This window comes from Megasphaera stantonii, from assembly GCF_025567065.1.
GTDB classification, from domain to species: Bacteria; Bacillota; Negativicutes; order Veillonellales; family Megasphaeraceae; genus Megasphaera; species Megasphaera stantonii.
In genome coordinates this window covers 150,996-166,432 of record NZ_JAOQKD010000001.1, presented here as the reverse complement: position 1 = coordinate 166,432, position 15,437 = coordinate 150,996, and the positions used below count along the sequence as shown (strand labels likewise).

Annotated in this window: 15 protein-coding genes and 1 riboswitch; of the genes, 2 read left to right on the top strand and 13 right to left on the bottom strand. The window is 55.0% G+C overall.

The annotated features are described in order from the left end of the window. Positions 1-157 precede the first annotated feature (157 nt). The 4 genes from typA to trmL all read right to left on the bottom strand — a co-directional run bounded on the left by typA (position 158) and on the right by trmL (position 3,874). Positions 158-1,972: a translational GTPase TypA gene (gene typA, locus OCV58_RS00735; protein ID WP_154876600.1), complete on the bottom strand. Its 1,815-nt coding sequence runs from the start codon at positions 1,970-1,972 to the stop codon at positions 158-160. Between the two features lie 129 nt (positions 1,973-2,101). Then, entirely contained in the window at positions 2,102-2,989 is an 888-nt protein-coding gene (murB, locus tag OCV58_RS00730) for a UDP-N-acetylmuramate dehydrogenase (protein WP_198643466.1), read from the bottom strand. 28 nt (positions 2,990-3,017) lie between these two features. After that, the gene (locus OCV58_RS00725; protein ID WP_087478081.1) at positions 3,018-3,365 is read right to left on the bottom strand and encodes a YlbF/YmcA family competence regulator; all 348 of its coding nucleotides are present in this window, start codon (positions 3,363-3,365) and stop codon (positions 3,018-3,020) included. 20 nt (positions 3,366-3,385) lie between these two features. Further along, on the bottom strand, positions 3,386-3,874 hold the full coding sequence (trmL, locus tag OCV58_RS00720) for a tRNA (uridine(34)/cytosine(34)/5-carboxymethylaminomethyluridine(34)-2'-O)-methyltransferase TrmL (protein ID WP_087478082.1): 489 nt from the start codon (positions 3,872-3,874) through the stop codon (positions 3,386-3,388). Positions 3,875-4,039: 165 nt separating this feature from the next. Here trmL and OCV58_RS00715 point away from each other — a divergent pair, with 165 nt between their 5' ends. Beyond that, positions 4,040-4,468, top strand: a complete 429-nt coding sequence (locus tag OCV58_RS00715; protein WP_087478083.1) for a hypothetical protein — start codon at positions 4,040-4,042, stop codon at positions 4,466-4,468. A 13-nt stretch (positions 4,469-4,481) separates the two neighbouring features. Next, complete coding sequence (locus OCV58_RS00710; RefSeq protein ID WP_095629381.1) at positions 4,482-5,147, top strand: metal-dependent hydrolase; 666 nt, start codon at positions 4,482-4,484, stop codon at positions 5,145-5,147. Positions 5,148-5,219: 72 nt separating this feature from the next. On the opposite strand, the gene OCV58_RS00705 is transcribed toward OCV58_RS00710, so the two are convergent. From OCV58_RS00705 to OCV58_RS00665, 9 genes are all read right to left on the bottom strand, one after another. Beyond that, positions 5,220-5,867 (bottom strand): cyclodeaminase/cyclohydrolase family protein, encoded by a 648-nt coding sequence (locus OCV58_RS00705; protein WP_095629418.1) that lies wholly within the window; start codon positions 5,865-5,867, stop codon positions 5,220-5,222. Then, positions 5,842-7,521 (bottom strand): formate--tetrahydrofolate ligase, encoded by a 1,680-nt coding sequence (locus OCV58_RS00700; RefSeq protein ID WP_154876599.1) that lies wholly within the window; start codon positions 7,519-7,521, stop codon positions 5,842-5,844. Before OCV58_RS00700 ends, OCV58_RS00705 begins: the two co-directional genes overlap by 26 nt. A 49-nt stretch (positions 7,522-7,570) precedes the next feature. Then, a riboswitch (ZMP/ZTP riboswitch) is annotated at positions 7,571-7,650 on the bottom strand. A 166-nt stretch (positions 7,651-7,816) separates the two neighbouring features. Further along, positions 7,817-8,632 carry a histidine racemase CntK family protein gene (locus tag OCV58_RS00695; RefSeq protein ID WP_154876598.1) on the bottom strand — a complete coding sequence of 272 codons (816 nt, stop codon included), beginning with the start codon at positions 8,630-8,632 and terminating at the stop codon, positions 7,817-7,819. Positions 8,633-8,702: 70 nt separating this feature from the next. Continuing rightward, positions 8,703-10,496 carry an aspartate--tRNA ligase gene (gene aspS, locus OCV58_RS00690; protein WP_087478087.1) on the bottom strand — a complete coding sequence of 598 codons (1,794 nt, stop codon included), beginning with the start codon at positions 10,494-10,496 and terminating at the stop codon, positions 8,703-8,705. 7 nt (positions 10,497-10,503) lie between these two features. Beyond that, on the bottom strand, positions 10,504-11,769 hold the full coding sequence (gene hisS / locus OCV58_RS00685) for a histidine--tRNA ligase (RefSeq protein WP_154876597.1): 1,266 nt from the start codon (positions 11,767-11,769) through the stop codon (positions 10,504-10,506). Beyond that, a complete protein-coding gene (gene hemZ / locus OCV58_RS00680) occupies positions 11,769-13,232 on the bottom strand; it encodes a coproporphyrinogen dehydrogenase HemZ (protein ID WP_154876596.1) in 1,464 nt (487 codons plus the stop codon). The genes hisS and hemZ overlap by 1 nt, the downstream gene beginning before the upstream one ends. After that, positions 13,225-13,728, bottom strand: coding sequence for a Fur family transcriptional regulator (locus OCV58_RS00675; RefSeq protein ID WP_394802383.1), 504 nt, complete (start codon positions 13,726-13,728; stop codon positions 13,225-13,227). Before OCV58_RS00675 ends, hemZ begins: the two co-directional genes overlap by 8 nt. Further along, positions 13,718-14,794 (bottom strand): AI-2E family transporter, encoded by a 1,077-nt coding sequence (locus OCV58_RS00670; protein ID WP_087478090.1) that lies wholly within the window; start codon positions 14,792-14,794, stop codon positions 13,718-13,720. Before OCV58_RS00670 ends, OCV58_RS00675 begins: the two co-directional genes overlap by 11 nt. 3 nt (positions 14,795-14,797) lie before the next feature. Further along, positions 14,798-15,433, bottom strand: coding sequence for an MBL fold metallo-hydrolase (locus tag OCV58_RS00665; protein WP_154876595.1), 636 nt, complete (start codon positions 15,431-15,433; stop codon positions 14,798-14,800). Positions 15,434-15,437 lie beyond the last annotated feature (4 nt).

Below are 15,437 nucleotides of genomic sequence, written 5' to 3'. Positions count from 1 at the left end.
TTATTACATACTTCCGCCCCATTGTCAATATTTTTAATAATCATTATTTGTTAAAAATTTATTTAGAAGCAGTTTAGAGTTGTTTAGAAATCCTTTAGCATTGATAAAAAGCAGCCTCCCGACTGGTTGCCGGAAGGCTGCTTCTGTAACGATGCGGTTACTGCTGTGCTTTGCGCATCGCTTTCTTTCTGTCGTGTTTATCCAAAATGGCTTTGCGGATACGGATGCTCTTCGGCGTAACTTCGACGAGTTCGTCGTCGTTGATCCATTCGAGCGATTTTTCCAAGCCCATGACGCGGGGCGGAACGAGGCGCAGCGCTTCGTCCGACGCAGAGGAACGCGTATTGGTAAGGTGTTTTTTCTTGCAGGGGTTTACGTCGATGTCGACGTCGCGATTGCTTTCGCCTACGACCTGGCCGAGGTAAATTTCCTGAGCCGGCGAGATGAACATGTCGCCGCGGTCCTGCAGGTTGAAAATACCGTAGCCCGTCGTCGTGCCCGATTCAAAGGCGACTAAGCTGCCGCGCGTACGGCCGGGGATTTCGCCCTTCCAGGGAGCATAGCCGTGGAAGACGTGGTACATGATGCCGTTGCCCTTCGTAGCCGTGAGGAATTCGCTGCGGAAGCCGATGAGGCCGCGGGCCGGAATGATGAATTCCAGGCGCGTGTAGCCGGCAATGTCGACCATGTTGACCATTTCCGCTTTGCGAGTGCCGAGCTTTTCCATGACGGAGCCCATGAATTCCTGCGGCACGTCGATGGTCAATGCTTCCAGCGGTTCGCATTTCTGGCCGTTAATTTCCTTCGTAATGACGCTGGGCTTGCCGATCTGCATTTCATAGCCTTCGCGGCGCATTTCTTCGATGAGGACGGCAATATGCAGTTCGCCGCGGCCCGATACCTTAAAGGCATCGGCGCTGTCTGTTTCTTCGACGCGGAGGGACACGTTGGTCTGCACTTCGCGGAACAGGCGGTCGCGGAGGTGGCGGCTCGTGACGAATTCGCCTTCCTGACCAGCAAAGGGGCTGTCGTTAACGTAGAAAATCATCGACAAGGTCGGTTCGTCGATGTTGATTTTCGGCAAGGCTTCCGGATTCTGCGGGTCTGCTACAGTTTCGCCGATCTTGAGATCAGGAATACCGATGATGCAGGCAATATCGCCCATAGCAGCTTCTTCCGTTTCCGTCCGCTTCAGGCCTTCGTACGTATATACGCGGCCGACCTTGGCACGGCGCTGGCCTTCGCCGTCGGTAATCACGACGTTCTGGTTCGGACGGAGGCGGCCGCGGACGATACGGCCGATGGCGATTTTACCAACGTAGTCGTCGTAATCCAGGGTCGTAACCATGAACTGCAGCGGGCCGTCGATATCGCCTTTAGGGCAGGGGCAGTATTTAATAATGGTTTTAAACAACGGTTCCAAATCGGTGCTGTCGTCGTCCATAGAATACTTGGCGATGCCGTCGCGGCCGTTTGCGTAGATGACCGGGAAATCGAGCTGGTCGTCGTTGGCTTCCAATTCCATGAACAGTTCCAGTACTTCGTCTTCGACTTCCGAAACGCGGGCTTCGGGCTTGTCGATTTTATTGATAACTACGATAGGCTTCAAATTCTGTTCCAGGGCCTTGCGCAGTACGTATTTCGTCTGCGGCATAGGGCCTTCGAAGGCGTCGACGAGCAGCAGTACGCCGTCGACCATATTCAGAACACGTTCTACTTCGCCGCCGAAATCGGCATGGCCCGGCGTGTCGACGATATTGATCTTGACGCCTTCATGCATGACGGACGTGTTTTTGGACAGGATCGTAATGCCCCGTTCCCGTTCGATATCGCCGGAGTCCATGACTCGTTCGGCAACCTTTTCATTGGTGCGGAAAACGTGGCTCTGCTTAAGCATTGCGTCGACCAATGTCGTTTTGCCATGGTCAACGTGGGCAATAATTGCAATATTGCGAATATCTTGACGTTCCATCTAATGTCCTCTCTCCTATGTCAAATAATGATAAGTATAGTTAGTTCGTAACTCATAGAGTATAGCACAAAAAGCCCCGCTTGACTACACGTCGCAGGGCTTTTTACAGAAAAATACGATGAAATTTACCTAGTCTTCGCCGATGATCCGCACTTCCGGCTCTAAATGGACGCCGTGGGCCAGTTCGACGCGGCGCTGCACTTCGCGAATGACCTGCAGGACGTCGCGGGCCGAGGCATGGCCCCGATTGACGACGAAGCCGGCGTGCTTCGTCGATACCTGCGCGTCGCCGCATGACAGGCCCTTCAGGCCGGTCTGGTCGATGAGAGTGCCGGCAAAATATCCCGGAGGACGCTTAAAAGTGCTGCCGGCGCTGTGCATTTCCAGCGGCTGCTTGCTGCGCCGCCGCTGCATGAGGTCGTCCATGGTGCGCTGGATTTCGTCCTTATCGCCGGGCCGCAGGAGCAGTTCCACTTCGACGACGAATTCCTGGGATTTCTGAAACCGGCTCTGGCGATAGCCAAAGCCCAGATTCGGCGCGCTGTACGTATGGACGCCGCCGGTGCTGCTGACCGTACGGACACGGGACACGACATGGCTCATTTCGCCGCCGTAGGCGCCGGCGTTCATGAAGACGGCGCCGCCCAGCGTGCCGGGTATGCCGCAGGCAAATTCTATGCCCGTCAATCCCTGTTCCTGCGCAAATTGGCAAATATCCTTCAGCATGTAGCCCGCGCTGACCAGCATCTTGCCGTCATGGCAGGACAAGACCTTCTTCAGGCGGTTCAGCTGGATGACGACGCCGCGGATGCCGCCGTCCCGGACGAGGACGTTCGATCCGCCGCCCAAGACCGTCACGGGCAGTTCCAGGGAACGGGCGATGCGGATGGCCACGGACATTTCCTTTACCGACGCCGGCAGGACCAGAATATCAGCCGGGCCTCCGACGGCAAAGGTCGTATGCTCGCTCATGGGCGCGTCGAGAATGATGTTGTCCATCGGCGTATACTTGCTCATCTGCGCCGCAAAACTTGTCAATGCGTACTTATTTATCAAGAATGCTCATTCCTTCTGCCATTGCGTTCTGAATTACCTGATACACTTCTCCGGCCATCGCCTGCCAGCGGTTGTATTTCTGCAGGTAAGCCATAGCCGTTTCGTTCTTTTTAAGCTGTTCCGCCATGCGGTTCAGCTGTTCGATTTTCTTGCGGATCGGCTTATTGCCCATGGATTCGGCATAAGCCAGCTGGGCCTGCATGATGAGGAAATCCTGCACCAAATGGGCCGTCTTTTCGTCTTCGGCCAGCACCTTGCCCGCCTCTACCAGTTCTACGTATTCCTTGCAATTTTGAATCGCTTTTGCCAACTCATTGGCTTTATCGTATAATTCCACTATTGTTTCCCGCCTTTTCCTTAGGTTAAATGATCGATGCCGACGCCGCCCTTGGCCATGCCGGGAAATCCGAGCTGGCGCAGCGCTTCATACGAAACGATGGCGACCGTATTCGACAGGTTCAGACTCCGCGCTTCTTCGGCCATGGGCACGCGGAAGCAGCTGTCCGGATATTGCTTAAGCAATTCTTCCGGCAAGCCCTTCGTTTCCTTGCCGAAGACGAGCATGTCGTCTTCTTGAAACTGAATATCGGCATAACACTGGTTTGCCTTTGTCGTCAAATAAAAAAAGCGGTGGCCTTTGTATTTTTCCAGCACTTCATCGAAGTTTTCATGAACCTGTACGTCTACGAGATGCCAATAATCAAGGCCGGCGCGCTTTAAATGCTTGTCGTCGATAGAAAACCCCAAGGGTTTTACCAAATGCAGCGTCATCTTATTCGCCGCGCATAACCGGGCTACGTTGCCCGTATTGCCGGGAATTTCCGGCTCTACCATTACAATATGCATAGTATCAATCACTCTCCAACAAATATTGTACAAGATTTCCCGTAGGAGCACAAGAGGAAAGGCCGGCCATGTATTCATTGATTTTTTTTATCATGCATGGTATAATATAAATAATAATTATTCTTTAATTATTATTTTCAAAAATCAAAAGAGAGGTGTTTTCACATGGATACATTTGATAACATTGCCCAGTACCCCATCTACTTTGCCCCCGGCTGTCGCCTCATGCAGCTGGAACCTGCCATGGTTTCGGAAGTGTACGATTACCTGCGGAAATTATTCGGCAACATCCGCCTGTACACGCGCTGCTGCGCCTTTGACGACGCCAAACAGCACGATGAAGAAGCCGTTTTCATCACCTTGTGCGACTCGTGCTTCAAAATCTACGGCGAAACGTACGCCAACCTCCACATGCGCGATTTCTGGAGCGTATACGACGAATACAAGACCATCTATCCCTTAGGCGACAACGAAGCCAAACTCCGCGACGCCTTGGACTCAACCATGTGCGCTCCCGCTCCGATTAAAGCGATGCGCCCCTTCTTCGACGAATGGAAGACCTGGAGCACTAGCCACCGGGAACCGGAAAAATAAGGAGGCTCCTCCCATGAAATTCACGTACTACGGTCATGCAGCCTTTTCGCTGTCTGACGAAACGACTACGATTCTCTTCGACCCGTTTATTACGGACAATCCGTGGACAAACGTCTGTCCCGCCGACATTGACTGTCAGTACGTCGTCTTGACCCACGCCCACGGCGACCACTACGGCGACGTCGAAGCCATCGCCAAGAAAAACGACGCCTTAGTCGTCAGCACGGCTGAAGTAGCGGGCAAAGCGGCCGCTGCAGGCTGCCGGGCTCACGCGATGCACGTCGGCGGCAGTGCCTCTTTTCCCTTCGGCACGATTCGCCTGACGCCGGCCTTTCATGGATCGGGCGTCGAAGGCGGCATGGCCTGCGGCGTCATCGTCGAATTCGGCGGCAAGCGCGTCTACTTCGCCGGCGATACGGGTCTGTTTTCAGACATGAAAATCCTCGACCGCTTCGGCAAGATCGACTGCGCCATTCTCCCCATCGGCAACAACTTTACCATGGGCATAGACGACGCGGCCTTGGCGGCCTTGTGGATTCAGCCGAAGTTCGTCATCCCCGTCCACTACAAGACGTGGCCGATCATCGACGCCGACCCGCAGGAATATAAGCAGCTTACGGAAAGCAAGTACAATATTCCCGTCCAGGTCGTCGAACCGGGAACGACATACGAATTCTAAACAACTGCATAAACAAGAAACGGCCCTGTCGTGAAAGTATCTCCTTTCATGGCAGGGCCGTATTTCATATATTTATCTTCTTTCGTATTCCCGTTCTACGCGCTGTTCCAGCAGGGCCGCTTCGCGTTCGATGCGCTGAATGGCCTCGGTCATATCCCGCACGTACTGCTCGTCTGTAATAGACTGTAAGTTGACGCGGACGCTGTAAAAAGCCGACCGCATGGCAGAGCGGGCGTTCATGGCCGCAATGGCTCCGTCCGTAATAACCCACTTATTGCCGTAGCGCACGGTCTGCTCCGCCAGCTGCACGAGGACGAAAATATCCTTTCCCAGAGAAAAGGGGATTTCCGCCGCTTCCTTGAAGGCCTGCTGCACAATGTCTTTCCGATTGGGCGTATCCTTAGGGAGCCGCACGGCCCGGATTACGCCGTCAAAAGCCGCCGCGTCCTCGGCAATACCGGCCAGATAGCGTATGCGCAGGTCTCGGGCCTGTTCCTTAATGGATTCCATCAGCTTGGCCACGTCTTCATACCCTTTTTTACCGAGGGTCAGGTTTGCCACCATCTCGACGAGGGCCGCCGCCGAGGCCGCCGTCATGGCCGCGATGCCGCCGCCGCCGGGAACAGGCTCCTTAGAAGCCGTCGCTTCCAGCAGGGCGTCGAGGGGCATGGACTGGAAGCGGCTGAAATCGGGCTTAGAACAATCCTGTGATAACGCCATTTTCATCGATATCCATTCTATTAGCAGCAGGAACCTTCGGCAAGCCCGGCATCGTCATAATGTCGCCGGTCTGGCAGACGATAAAGCCTGCACCGGTGCAGACGCGCACGTCCTTGACGGTAACGGTGAAGTCCTTCGGCGCGCCGAGGAGAGACGGATCGTCGGACAAGGAATACTGCGTCTTCGCTACGCAGAGAGGCATCTTGTCGAGGCCGAATTTTTCCAGCTCGGCCACCTGTTTCTGCGCTTTGCTTTCAAAGACGACGCCTGCGCCGCCGTAAATCTTTTTGACGATCGTTTCCATCTTCTGGGCGATGGTGTCGTTTACGTCGTACAGCGGCTTGTACGGCGTCTGCGGCTGGGCGATGAGCTGCAGTACCTTTTCTCCCAATTCTACGCCGCCCTTGCCGCCTTCGGCCCAGCAGTTATTGAGGGCTGCGTCGACGCCGTAATCGGCGCAGAGCTGGCGGAGCGTCGCGATTTCCGCATCCGTATCGGTAGCAAATTTATTGATGCCGACGACGACGGGAACGTCGTAGGTACGCATATTTTCCACGTGCTTAGCCAAATTGGCAAAGCCCTTCTTCAAGGCTTCGATATTTTCTTCCTGCAAGTTCTTCTTGTCTACGCCGCCGTGCATTTTAAGAGCCCGGACTGTTGCGACGACGACGACGGCGTTCGGTTTAATGCCGGCGAAACGGCACTTAATGTCCATGAATTTTTCCGCGCCGAGGTCTGCGCCGAAACCGGCTTCCGTAACGGCGATCTCGCCCATCTTGAGGGCCAGCTTCGTAGCGACGACAGAGTTGCAGCCATGCGCGATGTTGGCGAAGGGGCCGCCGTGTACGAGGGCCGGCGTGTGCTCGATCGTCTGGACGAGGTTCGGCTTGATAGCGTCCTTCATGAGGATAGCCATTGCGCCTTCGACGCCGAGCTGGCGGGCCGTCACGAGGTTGCCGTCCAAGTCATAGGCTACGGTGATGTCGCCCATGCGCTTCTTCAAGTCCATGAGGTCGCTGGCCAGGCACAGGGCCGCCATGATTTCCGAGGCAACGGTAATCATGAAATGGTCTTCTCGCGGAAACCCGCAGACTTTGCCGCCCATGCCGACGACGATGTTGCGCAGGGCCCGGTCGTTCATGTCCATGACGCGCTTCCAGATGACGCGGCGCACGTCGATGCGCAGGGCGTTGCCCTGATGAACATGGTTGTCGATGGCAGCGGCCAGAAGATTGTTGGCCGCCGTAATAGCGTGCATGTCGCCTGTAAAATGGAGGTTAATATCTTCCATCGGCAGTACCTGCGAGTAGCCGCCGCCGGCAGCGCCGCCCTTAATGCCGAATACGGGGCCAAGGGACGGTTCGCGCAGGGCAACGACGGCCTTATGCCCCATGTAGTTCAGCGCCTGGGCGAGGCCGATCGTCGTCAGCGTCTTGCCTTCGCCGGCCGGCGTCGGCGTAATAGCCGTGACGAGGACGAGCTTGCCGTCTTCGTTTTTCGAAAGGCGCTTGATAGCGTCAAAGGAAATCTTTGCCTTATATTTACCGTATAATTCCAAATCATCGTCAGTTAATCCGACTTTTTCCGCAATCTTTACGATCGGTTCCAGCGTGGTCTGCTGTGCAATTTCAATATCGCTTAATACCTGTGCCATGATTTGCGTCACTCCTGTTCGTAGCATAAAAAAATACCGACACTTCTGGAAATGTTGCCCAGACGGTCGGCTTCGCGTCAATCATGCTCCCCGTGGTTGATTCCACTTCCGTCAGTCACATGATTATGGACTTATTATACAAGAATTCTCCGTATACTGTCAATGACATTTGCCCCTTCCCGGATACAGCCCGGCTCCACAAAAATCAAAAAAGGGATATCACCTGGCGCATGTCGGCTAGTACGAAAAGAAGCCGGTTCACAGAGAACCGGCTTACATGCCATACGCAGTATGATTACATGTCGATTTCCTGTACCTCGCCAAAGGATACGGGGCCGCCGATAAAAATGCTGCGCAGCTCCTTGTCTTCGCCTTCTACGGTCGCGGCGATGGCAATCGCCCCGCCGGGCTGCTGAATCGTGCAGGATACGTCCTTTTTGCCTACGCAGGCCAGGGCTGCCGCTACGGCCGCCGAGCCGGAGCCGCAGCTTTGTTCCCAGTACAGCGTGTCCGTCGCCGTCACGTATACGGCCGGGACCATGTGCAGATGGGCCGGGTCAAAGAGAATGAGGCCGAATGCATCCAGCTGTTCGTCTGACGCATAGTCCTGCAAGGCCGACCAAAACATGTCCTTGTATTCCATTTCCGTTTCAGAGGCAAAGTGGACGAAATGAACGATGCCCGGCAGCTCGACGCGGAAAAAGCGGCTCGGCATGCCGCCTACGTCGAGGAGAACTGCTTCGACAGACAAGGGCATGGGCATCTCGATATAGGCGTCGTAGGCCCCGTCGGGACGCTTTTTCGCCTGGGCCTGGAGGAGGCCTTCGCAGCCCGAGCAGGACACGGCATAGTCGCCGCTATCCCGGCCAGCGAGCTGCAAGGCGTAGGCCGCAGCGGAGCGGGATGCATTGCCGCAGAATTCGCCGCCCATCATGTCGACGCGCAGCGGCTGGCCTTCTGTCATGGATAAATACGCGACCTGCTCGGCGTCAATCCCCTTGTCTTTCAATAGCTTCGCCGCCAAGGAGCTGCGCTGTTCCGGCGCGACGCCGCTCAGTACGAATAGGGTCGTATTGCCGCTGGGATCTGCTTTTACATATTGCAGTTTCACGTTGCTCAACTTCCTTTCTATCTGATAAAAAAGGTACCGGCCATGCCGATACCTTTTTGTAATGCGACTTTTATTTCTTGACGAGTTCTTCTTCTACCTGAATGTGAAGCTCGTGAAGTTGTTTTTTCGTAACTTCCGACGGTGCTTCGCTCATGGGGTCGATAGCGTTCTGCGTCTTCGGGAAGGCGATGACGTCGCGGATGGACTTGCGTTTGAGCATGAGCATGATCATGCGGTCCAGGCCGAAGGCCAAGCCTCCGTGAGGGGGAGCACCGTATTCAAAGGCCCGGAGCAGGAAGCCGAATTTCTGTTCCGCTTCTTCCGGCGTAAGGCCGATAGCCTTAAATACGCGCTGCTGCAAGTCAGGCTGGTAAATACGGAGGGAACCGCCGCCCAGTTCGACGCCGTTGAGAACAAGGTCGTATGCCTTAGCATAGACGTGAGCCGGGTCTGTTTCCAATTTATCCAGGTCTTCGTCGCGGATAGCCGTGAACGGATGATGCATGGCGACGTAGCGTTTTTCTTCTTCGCTGTATTCGAACATAGGGAAATCGACAACCCAGGTAAAGGCGAATTTGCTTTCGTCGATCATGTTCATGCGGCGGGCCATTTCCTTACGCAGTTCACCGAGAGCCGCTGCGACGACGGCCGGTTTGTCGGCAATCATGAGGACCAAGTCGCCCGTTTCGCTGCCGCACTTTTCGCCGATAGCTTTGAGCGTGTCTTCGCCGAGGAATTTCTTAACCTGCGATTTCAGCGTGCCATCTTCCATGAAGCAGATCCATGCCAAGCCCTTGGCACCGTAGCGGGATACGTATTCGACGAGGTTGTCCAGTTCGCGGCGCGGAATGCCGGCGTCGCCCTTGACGTTGATGGCCTTGACCTGGCCGCCGTTGTCGACGACGGAGCGGAATACCTTGAATTCCGTATCGCGGACGAGGTCCGTAATGTCGGTAAACTTCATGTCGAAGCGCAGGTCCGGCTTATCGGAGCCGTAGTTTTCCATGGCGTAGTCCCAGGTCATGCGGTGAATCGGCAGTTCTACGTCGTGGCCCAGCGTTTCCTTGAAGATATAGTGAACCATTTCTTCGACGAGCGTCAAGATTTCTTCCTGATCCATAAAGGACATTTCCATGTCCAGCTGAGTGAATTCAGGCTGGCGATCGGCGCGCAGGTCTTCATCGCGGAAGCAGCGGGCGATCTGATAGTAGCGGTCCATGCCGGAAATCATGAGCAGCTGTTTGAAAATCTGCGGAGACTGGGGCAATGCATAAAACTTGCCTTCGTTGACGCGGCTCGGTACAAGGTAGTCGCGGGCGCCTTCAGGCGTGCTCTTGCACAGCTCCGGCGTTTCGATATCGATGAAGCCGTGTTCGTTCAGGAACGTGCGCATAGCGTGTTTTACTTTATGGCGCATGATGAGGTTGTTCTGCATTTCCGGACGGCGCAGGTCGAGATACCGGTATTTCAAGCGGATCTTTTCGTCGACGTCGATGTTATCTTCAATGTAGAACGGCGGCGTCTTGGACGAGTTGAGAATACGCAGCTCTTCGCAGCGGATTTCAATCGTGCCGGTCTTCATCTTCGGGTTTACCGTATCCTTATCGCGCATGCGCACGACGCCGCGGACAGCCAGAACGTATTCCGTACGGACCTGTTCGGCCTTTTTAAAGGAAACTTCTTCGTAATCCGGCGAGGCTACGACCTGTACGATACCCGTACGGTCGCGGAGGTCGATGAAAATCAATCCGCCGTGATCGCGGCGGCGTTCCACCCAACCGCACAGAATTACTTCTTTGCCATTGTCCGCTTCGCTGACTTCAGCACAATATTGCGAGCGGTGCAAACCTTCCATTGTATCCATGAATGAATCATCCCTTCTTATGTGTTTCCATATATGCAACAATTCCGTCGATCGGAACGCTGACTTGCTCTTTCGTAGCCATATCGCGGACCTGAGCCTGACCGGCGGCCAGCTCTTCTTCGCCGATAATGACTGTATAATCGGCTTCCAGGCGGTTCGCCGATTTCATCTGCCCCTTCATGCTGCGGCCCATCGTGTCGATTTCGGCATACATGCCCTTGGCACGAAGCTGCTGCTGGAGGCTGAAGGCTTCCGTCTTAGCCGCGTCGCCGAGGGCTACGATGAATACGGGCTGCTTCTTTTCTACCGGCGGCAGCAGGCCTTGTTCCTTCAAAGTCAGGAGCAGCCGTTCCATGCCGATGGCAAAGCCGATACCCGGCGTCGCCGGACCGCCCACTTCTTCTATGAGGCCGTCGTAGCGGCCGCCGCCGCAGACCGTACTCTGGGCCCCTAAGGGGGCGTACATGATTTCAAAAGCCGTATTCGTATAGTAATCCAAGCCGCGGACAAGGCGCGGATCCAATTCGTAAGGAATGCCGATCTTCGTCAGGTATTCCTGAACCTTGGCAAAGTGTTCCTTGCAGTCGTCGCAAAGGTTGTCCGTCAATTCGGGAACGCCGACAGCGGCCTGCTTGCAGCCTTCTTCCTTGCAGTCGAGGACGCGCAGGGGATTCTTTTCCAGACGGGCCTTGCAGTCGTCGCAGAGCTGATCTTTTTTGTCGGCGAAGAAATCGAGGAGCTTCTGCCGGTAAATGGGACGGCATTTCGGGCAGCCGACGGAATTGAGATGAAGGACTAAATCGTTCAGTCCCAATTCGCGGAACAGCTGAAAGGCCATCGCGATGATTTCCGCATCGACGGCCGGGTCCTTCGAGCCGATTTCTTCAACGCCGAACTGATTAAACTGGCGGTACCGTCCAGCCTGGGGACGGTCGTGACGGAACATGGGCCCCATGTAATAGAACTTATGAACCTTCGGGTCGCCGTATAATTTATGCTCCAAATACGCGCGGACGACGGACGCCGTATTTTCAGGGCGCAAAGTCATGCTGCGGCCGCCGCGGTCATTGAAGGTGTACATTTCTTTCGTAACGACGTCGGTCGTTTCGCCGATGCCGCGCAAAAACAATTCGGTACTTTCAAACAAAGGGGTACGAATTTCGCCGAACCCGTAAAGCGAACAGATCTGACGGATTTTCTGCTCTAAAATCTGCCAATCTGCCGTTTGTTCCGGCAAGAAATCCTGCGTACCTCTGGGTGCGGTAATTGCCATTACAAATCCTCTCCTCCATATATGATAGCACACAAACGGCGGCGCTGCCTCATGTTTTCCGGCAGAGCCTCTATATATCTGTCTATGTCCTTAGGCATGTACAGCTTTTCCAGACTGTGGCCGTCGCTGCGGACAAATTTCGTCGCTCCCCCCGGCCCGGCGGCCAGGACGGTTCCCCGTTCTTCCATCATTTCGATGTTGTAGGGGCTGATCGCTCCCGGCAAGGCGTAGCCGACGTTGGCAAAGCTGGCGGCCATATAGGTCTGCCGATACATATAATACGGCCCGTAGCCGCCTTCCTGCAGCGTTTGCCGGCACACGTCCAGCATAGCGCCCACTTCCTCGGCAGAAGGGATGTCCTCCCGCAGGGGGTGATGAAATAAAGGCGCCCGTTTTTTTAATGCTAACGTATGAATTGTAACATTTTCTGGGTGCAGTTGGCAAACAATTTCCATATTTTCCCGCATATCCTCTACGGTTTGGCCGGGAAGGCCGGCGATAAAGTCCATATTGACGACGGGAAAGGCCATTTGTCTGCATCGCTCGTACATGTCGTATATATCTTCCGTCGTATGCCGCCGTCCGATGGCGTCGAGAAGGCGCTGCTGCATCGTCTGGGGATTGACGCTGATACGTGTCACGCCGCTGCGGCGCAGCAAGGCCAATACGTCTTCCGATGCCGTATCGGGCCGCCCCGCTTCGACAGTCCACTCTTCCACACCGGCAAAGACGGAGCTCATAGCCGTCATCAGCCGCCGCAGTATCGGCAAGGGCAGGCACGTCGGCGTGCCGCCGCCTACGTAAGCCGAGCGGATGCGCAGGCCGTACTGCCGGCACAAACGGCCCATATCTTCTATATCGGCGACGATGGCGTCGGCAAAATCCTGAAGTGCACCATCGTTCTCTTCTCCGATAAGACGCGAAGGAAAGGAACAGTACACGCAATGGCTGGGACAGTAGGGAATGCCGACATATACGGAAAAATCCTTCTTGCCGCCCGTCACATAGGGCCGCTGCACTGCCGCCATCTGGACGAGAAACTTCGCCGTGTCTTCCGCCACCTCATACCGGCTGCACAGATGGCGCCGGGCTGCTTCCGCATCCATCCCTTCGTCAAACAGGCGATGAACTAATTTGGTAGGTCGCACGCCGATGAGCGTTCCCCACGGGCTCTTGGGCTTGCCGCTGAACTGTTCGTGCCAATGGAGGAGGCAGTCCTTGATATGGGTCCTCTCCTCTCCCGGCTGGCACAGCCAGGTTTCCGACCGCCAGGCGCCGTCACCGCCGAAGGCGCAGGACAAACGGAGACGGCCGTCCCGTTCTTCCAGGACGACCGCTGCGCCTATAGTGCGGCATTCGCGGCCGCCGACATAGCCCAGGGAGGCCATGACCTGGCCGACGAGGGAGTGATATCGTTCGGGGCCGCTGTAGCTGTAGGTCTGAAAGTCCGGCGTATTATTCATGTTCGCCTTGTTCAGCCTCCCGTTTCTTTTCACAGTCTTCACAATAGCCGTATACCTTGAGCTGATGATCTACCGTATGGAAATGGAGGCGCTTCTGCAAAATAGACTCCAGCGTCTCCAGCAGGTCGTCCTGGCATTCCCACACCTTGCCGCAGCCCATGCAGATCAGGTGATGATGGAAATGGCCTTCGTTGTCTCGGTCGTTCAATTCGTAGCGGCTGCAGCCGTCGTCGAAATCGAGCTTTTTCAGAAGGTCCATTTCCGTGAACAAATCGAGCGTCCGATATACCGTAGCCAGGCCGATGTCCGGAGACATCTTCTTTACGATTTCAAAGACCTCTTCGGCATTCATGTGGCGGATATCGCTTTCGACGAAGGCCCGCAGGATGACCTGCCGCTGCGACGTCATCTTGCATTTCTTATCTTTTATCTTGTCTTTCATGCGCTTCATCATGATATTCATGATTTCTTCTTTACTGGTGTTGTTAGTTTCCATATGTATTCATCGCCTTTTCTTTATACGTATTGTAAAACCACAAATGCTTGCACAAAATCTGCAGGACCGCCGTTACGGGTACAGTCAGTATCATGCCGGCCACGCCGAACAGCGTGCCGCCGATGAGCAGCGCGATGACGATGACGACGGGATGGAGGCTGATAACTGCCCCCATGACCTGCGGCATGATGAGGTGGCTGTCTATCTGCTGAATGATGACGTAAAATACGAGGACCTTGACCGACAAGGTCAGGTCGACAGTCGCTCCCAGCAGGATAGCCGGTATGGCTCCCACGATAGGTCCGACGATAGGAACCCACTCTGTAATAGCCGCAATCAAGCCGATGACCATGGGATAGGGAACGCCCATAGCCCACATGCCGAGAAAGGTCAGCGTGGCGATAATGCAGCTCATGAGCAGCTGTCCGCGTATGTAGCGGCTCAGCACCGTGTGTATTTCATCAAACACCACCGCCAGCTGAGGACGGTAGTGCTCCGGGTAAATATTGACAAAGGACCGTACCATGCGGCCGCCGTCCTTCATGAAGTAAAACGTAATGAAGGGGACGACGAAAAATTCCACGACCGTGCCGGCTATGACGAAGACGGAGCGGATGAGGTTGGTCACGCCTTCTACGCCGTAATTGCCGACCTTGACGAAGGCGTCGTTGATGATGACCTTGATCTGCTCGGGAATGTAAAACTGCGTCTGTTCATTTTCCAGCTGGTTGACCAGCGCCGCCGTCTGGGCCACCAGGTTATTGAAGTTGGCCGCCAATAAATTCAGCTGATACAGCAGCGGCTTGAGTATGACGTTCGTCAGGCCAGTCATGACCAGGATAAACGTAAAAAACGAAAGAAGTATGGCTATGTCCGCGGGCAGACGCCGATTCGTCAGCTTGTAGCACAGGCGCATAAACAGATTCCGCATCGGCATCAGGATAAACGTCAGGATCAGCGATATGACGACGGGCCAGTAGATGGAATGGACCAGCAGGAACAGCGCGCCGGCGAGAGCCGTCAGGGTGACGCGCAGCCAGAACTGGGATTCCTTGTACATAGACATGGCTTACCAGCCTCCGTATAGGAAGGGGTTTCCCCGCCGTTCTTCCCCTATAGTCGATTCCGGCCCGTGTCCCGGCAGGACGACCGTATCGTCAGGCAGGCTCATGAGCTTATTGTTGATGCTGCTGATGAGCGTGCGGGACGAGCCGCCGTATAAATCCGTACGGCCTACGGAGTAGCGGAACAAGGTGTCGCCGGAAAAGACGACGCCCTCGCCGTACAGGCACAGGCCGCCCGGCGTATGGCCCGGCGTTTCAATGACCGTAAAGGACAGATTGCCCAAGGTAATCGTATCGCCTTCATGAGCGATGTAATCGGGCGACGCGCATTCGATGGGATGGCCCATGAACAGGGACAGGTTGTTTCTGGAATTGCTGATTAAATCCTTATCGCCTTCGCCGATGTATACAGGGACGTTTTTACGGTTCCGCAGCTCCTGCAGAGCCCCGATGTGGTCAGCATGGCCGTGGGTCTGGAATATAAATTTTAAATGGAGCTGGTGATCTTCCAGGGCCTGGTTAATCTTATCGTAATCCCAGGCCGGATCGACGACCATCGCGTCTTTCGTCTCGCTGTCGTATACGATGTAGCAGTTCGTCATAACGGGCCCCAACATCATTGTCATATATTTCATGCTCATATAA

Excerpts from the sequence above, each read along its gene's own strand:
- typA (WP_154876600.1), bottom strand. The coding sequence starts at position 1,972 with ATGGAACGTCAAGATATTCGCAATATTGCAATTATTGCCCACGTTGAC.
- murB (WP_198643466.1), bottom strand. The coding sequence starts at position 2,989 with ATGAGCAAGTATACGCCGATGGACAACATCATTCTCGACGCGCCCATG.
- trmL (WP_087478082.1), bottom strand. The coding sequence starts at position 3,874 with ATGCATATTGTAATGGTAGAGCCGGAAATTCCCGGCAATACGGGCAAC.
- OCV58_RS00715 (WP_087478083.1), top strand. The coding sequence starts at position 4,040 with ATGGATACATTTGATAACATTGCCCAGTACCCCATCTACTTTGCCCCC.
- OCV58_RS00710 (WP_095629381.1), top strand. The coding sequence starts at position 4,482 with ATGAAATTCACGTACTACGGTCATGCAGCCTTTTCGCTGTCTGACGAA.
- OCV58_RS00705 (WP_095629418.1), bottom strand. The coding sequence starts at position 5,867 with ATGGCGTTATCACAGGATTGTTCTAAGCCCGATTTCAGCCGCTTCCAG.
- OCV58_RS00700 (WP_154876599.1), bottom strand. The coding sequence starts at position 7,521 with ATGGCACAGGTATTAAGCGATATTGAAATTGCACAGCAGACCACGCTG.
- aspS (WP_087478087.1), bottom strand. The coding sequence starts at position 10,496 with ATGGATACAATGGAAGGTTTGCACCGCTCGCAATATTGTGCTGAAGTC.
- hisS (WP_154876597.1), bottom strand. The coding sequence starts at position 11,769 with ATGGCAATTACCGCACCCAGAGGTACGCAGGATTTCTTGCCGGAACAA.
- hemZ (WP_154876596.1), bottom strand. The coding sequence starts at position 13,232 with ATGAATAATACGCCGGACTTTCAGACCTACAGCTACAGCGGCCCCGAA.
- OCV58_RS00675 (WP_394802383.1), bottom strand. The coding sequence starts at position 13,728 with ATGGAAACTAACAACACCAGTAAAGAAGAAATCATGAATATCATGATG.
- OCV58_RS00670 (WP_087478090.1), bottom strand. The coding sequence starts at position 14,794 with ATGTCTATGTACAAGGAATCCCAGTTCTGGCTGCGCGTCACCCTGACG.
- OCV58_RS00665 (WP_154876595.1), bottom strand. The coding sequence starts at position 15,433 with ATGAGCATGAAATATATGACAATGATGTTGGGGCCCGTTATGACGAAC.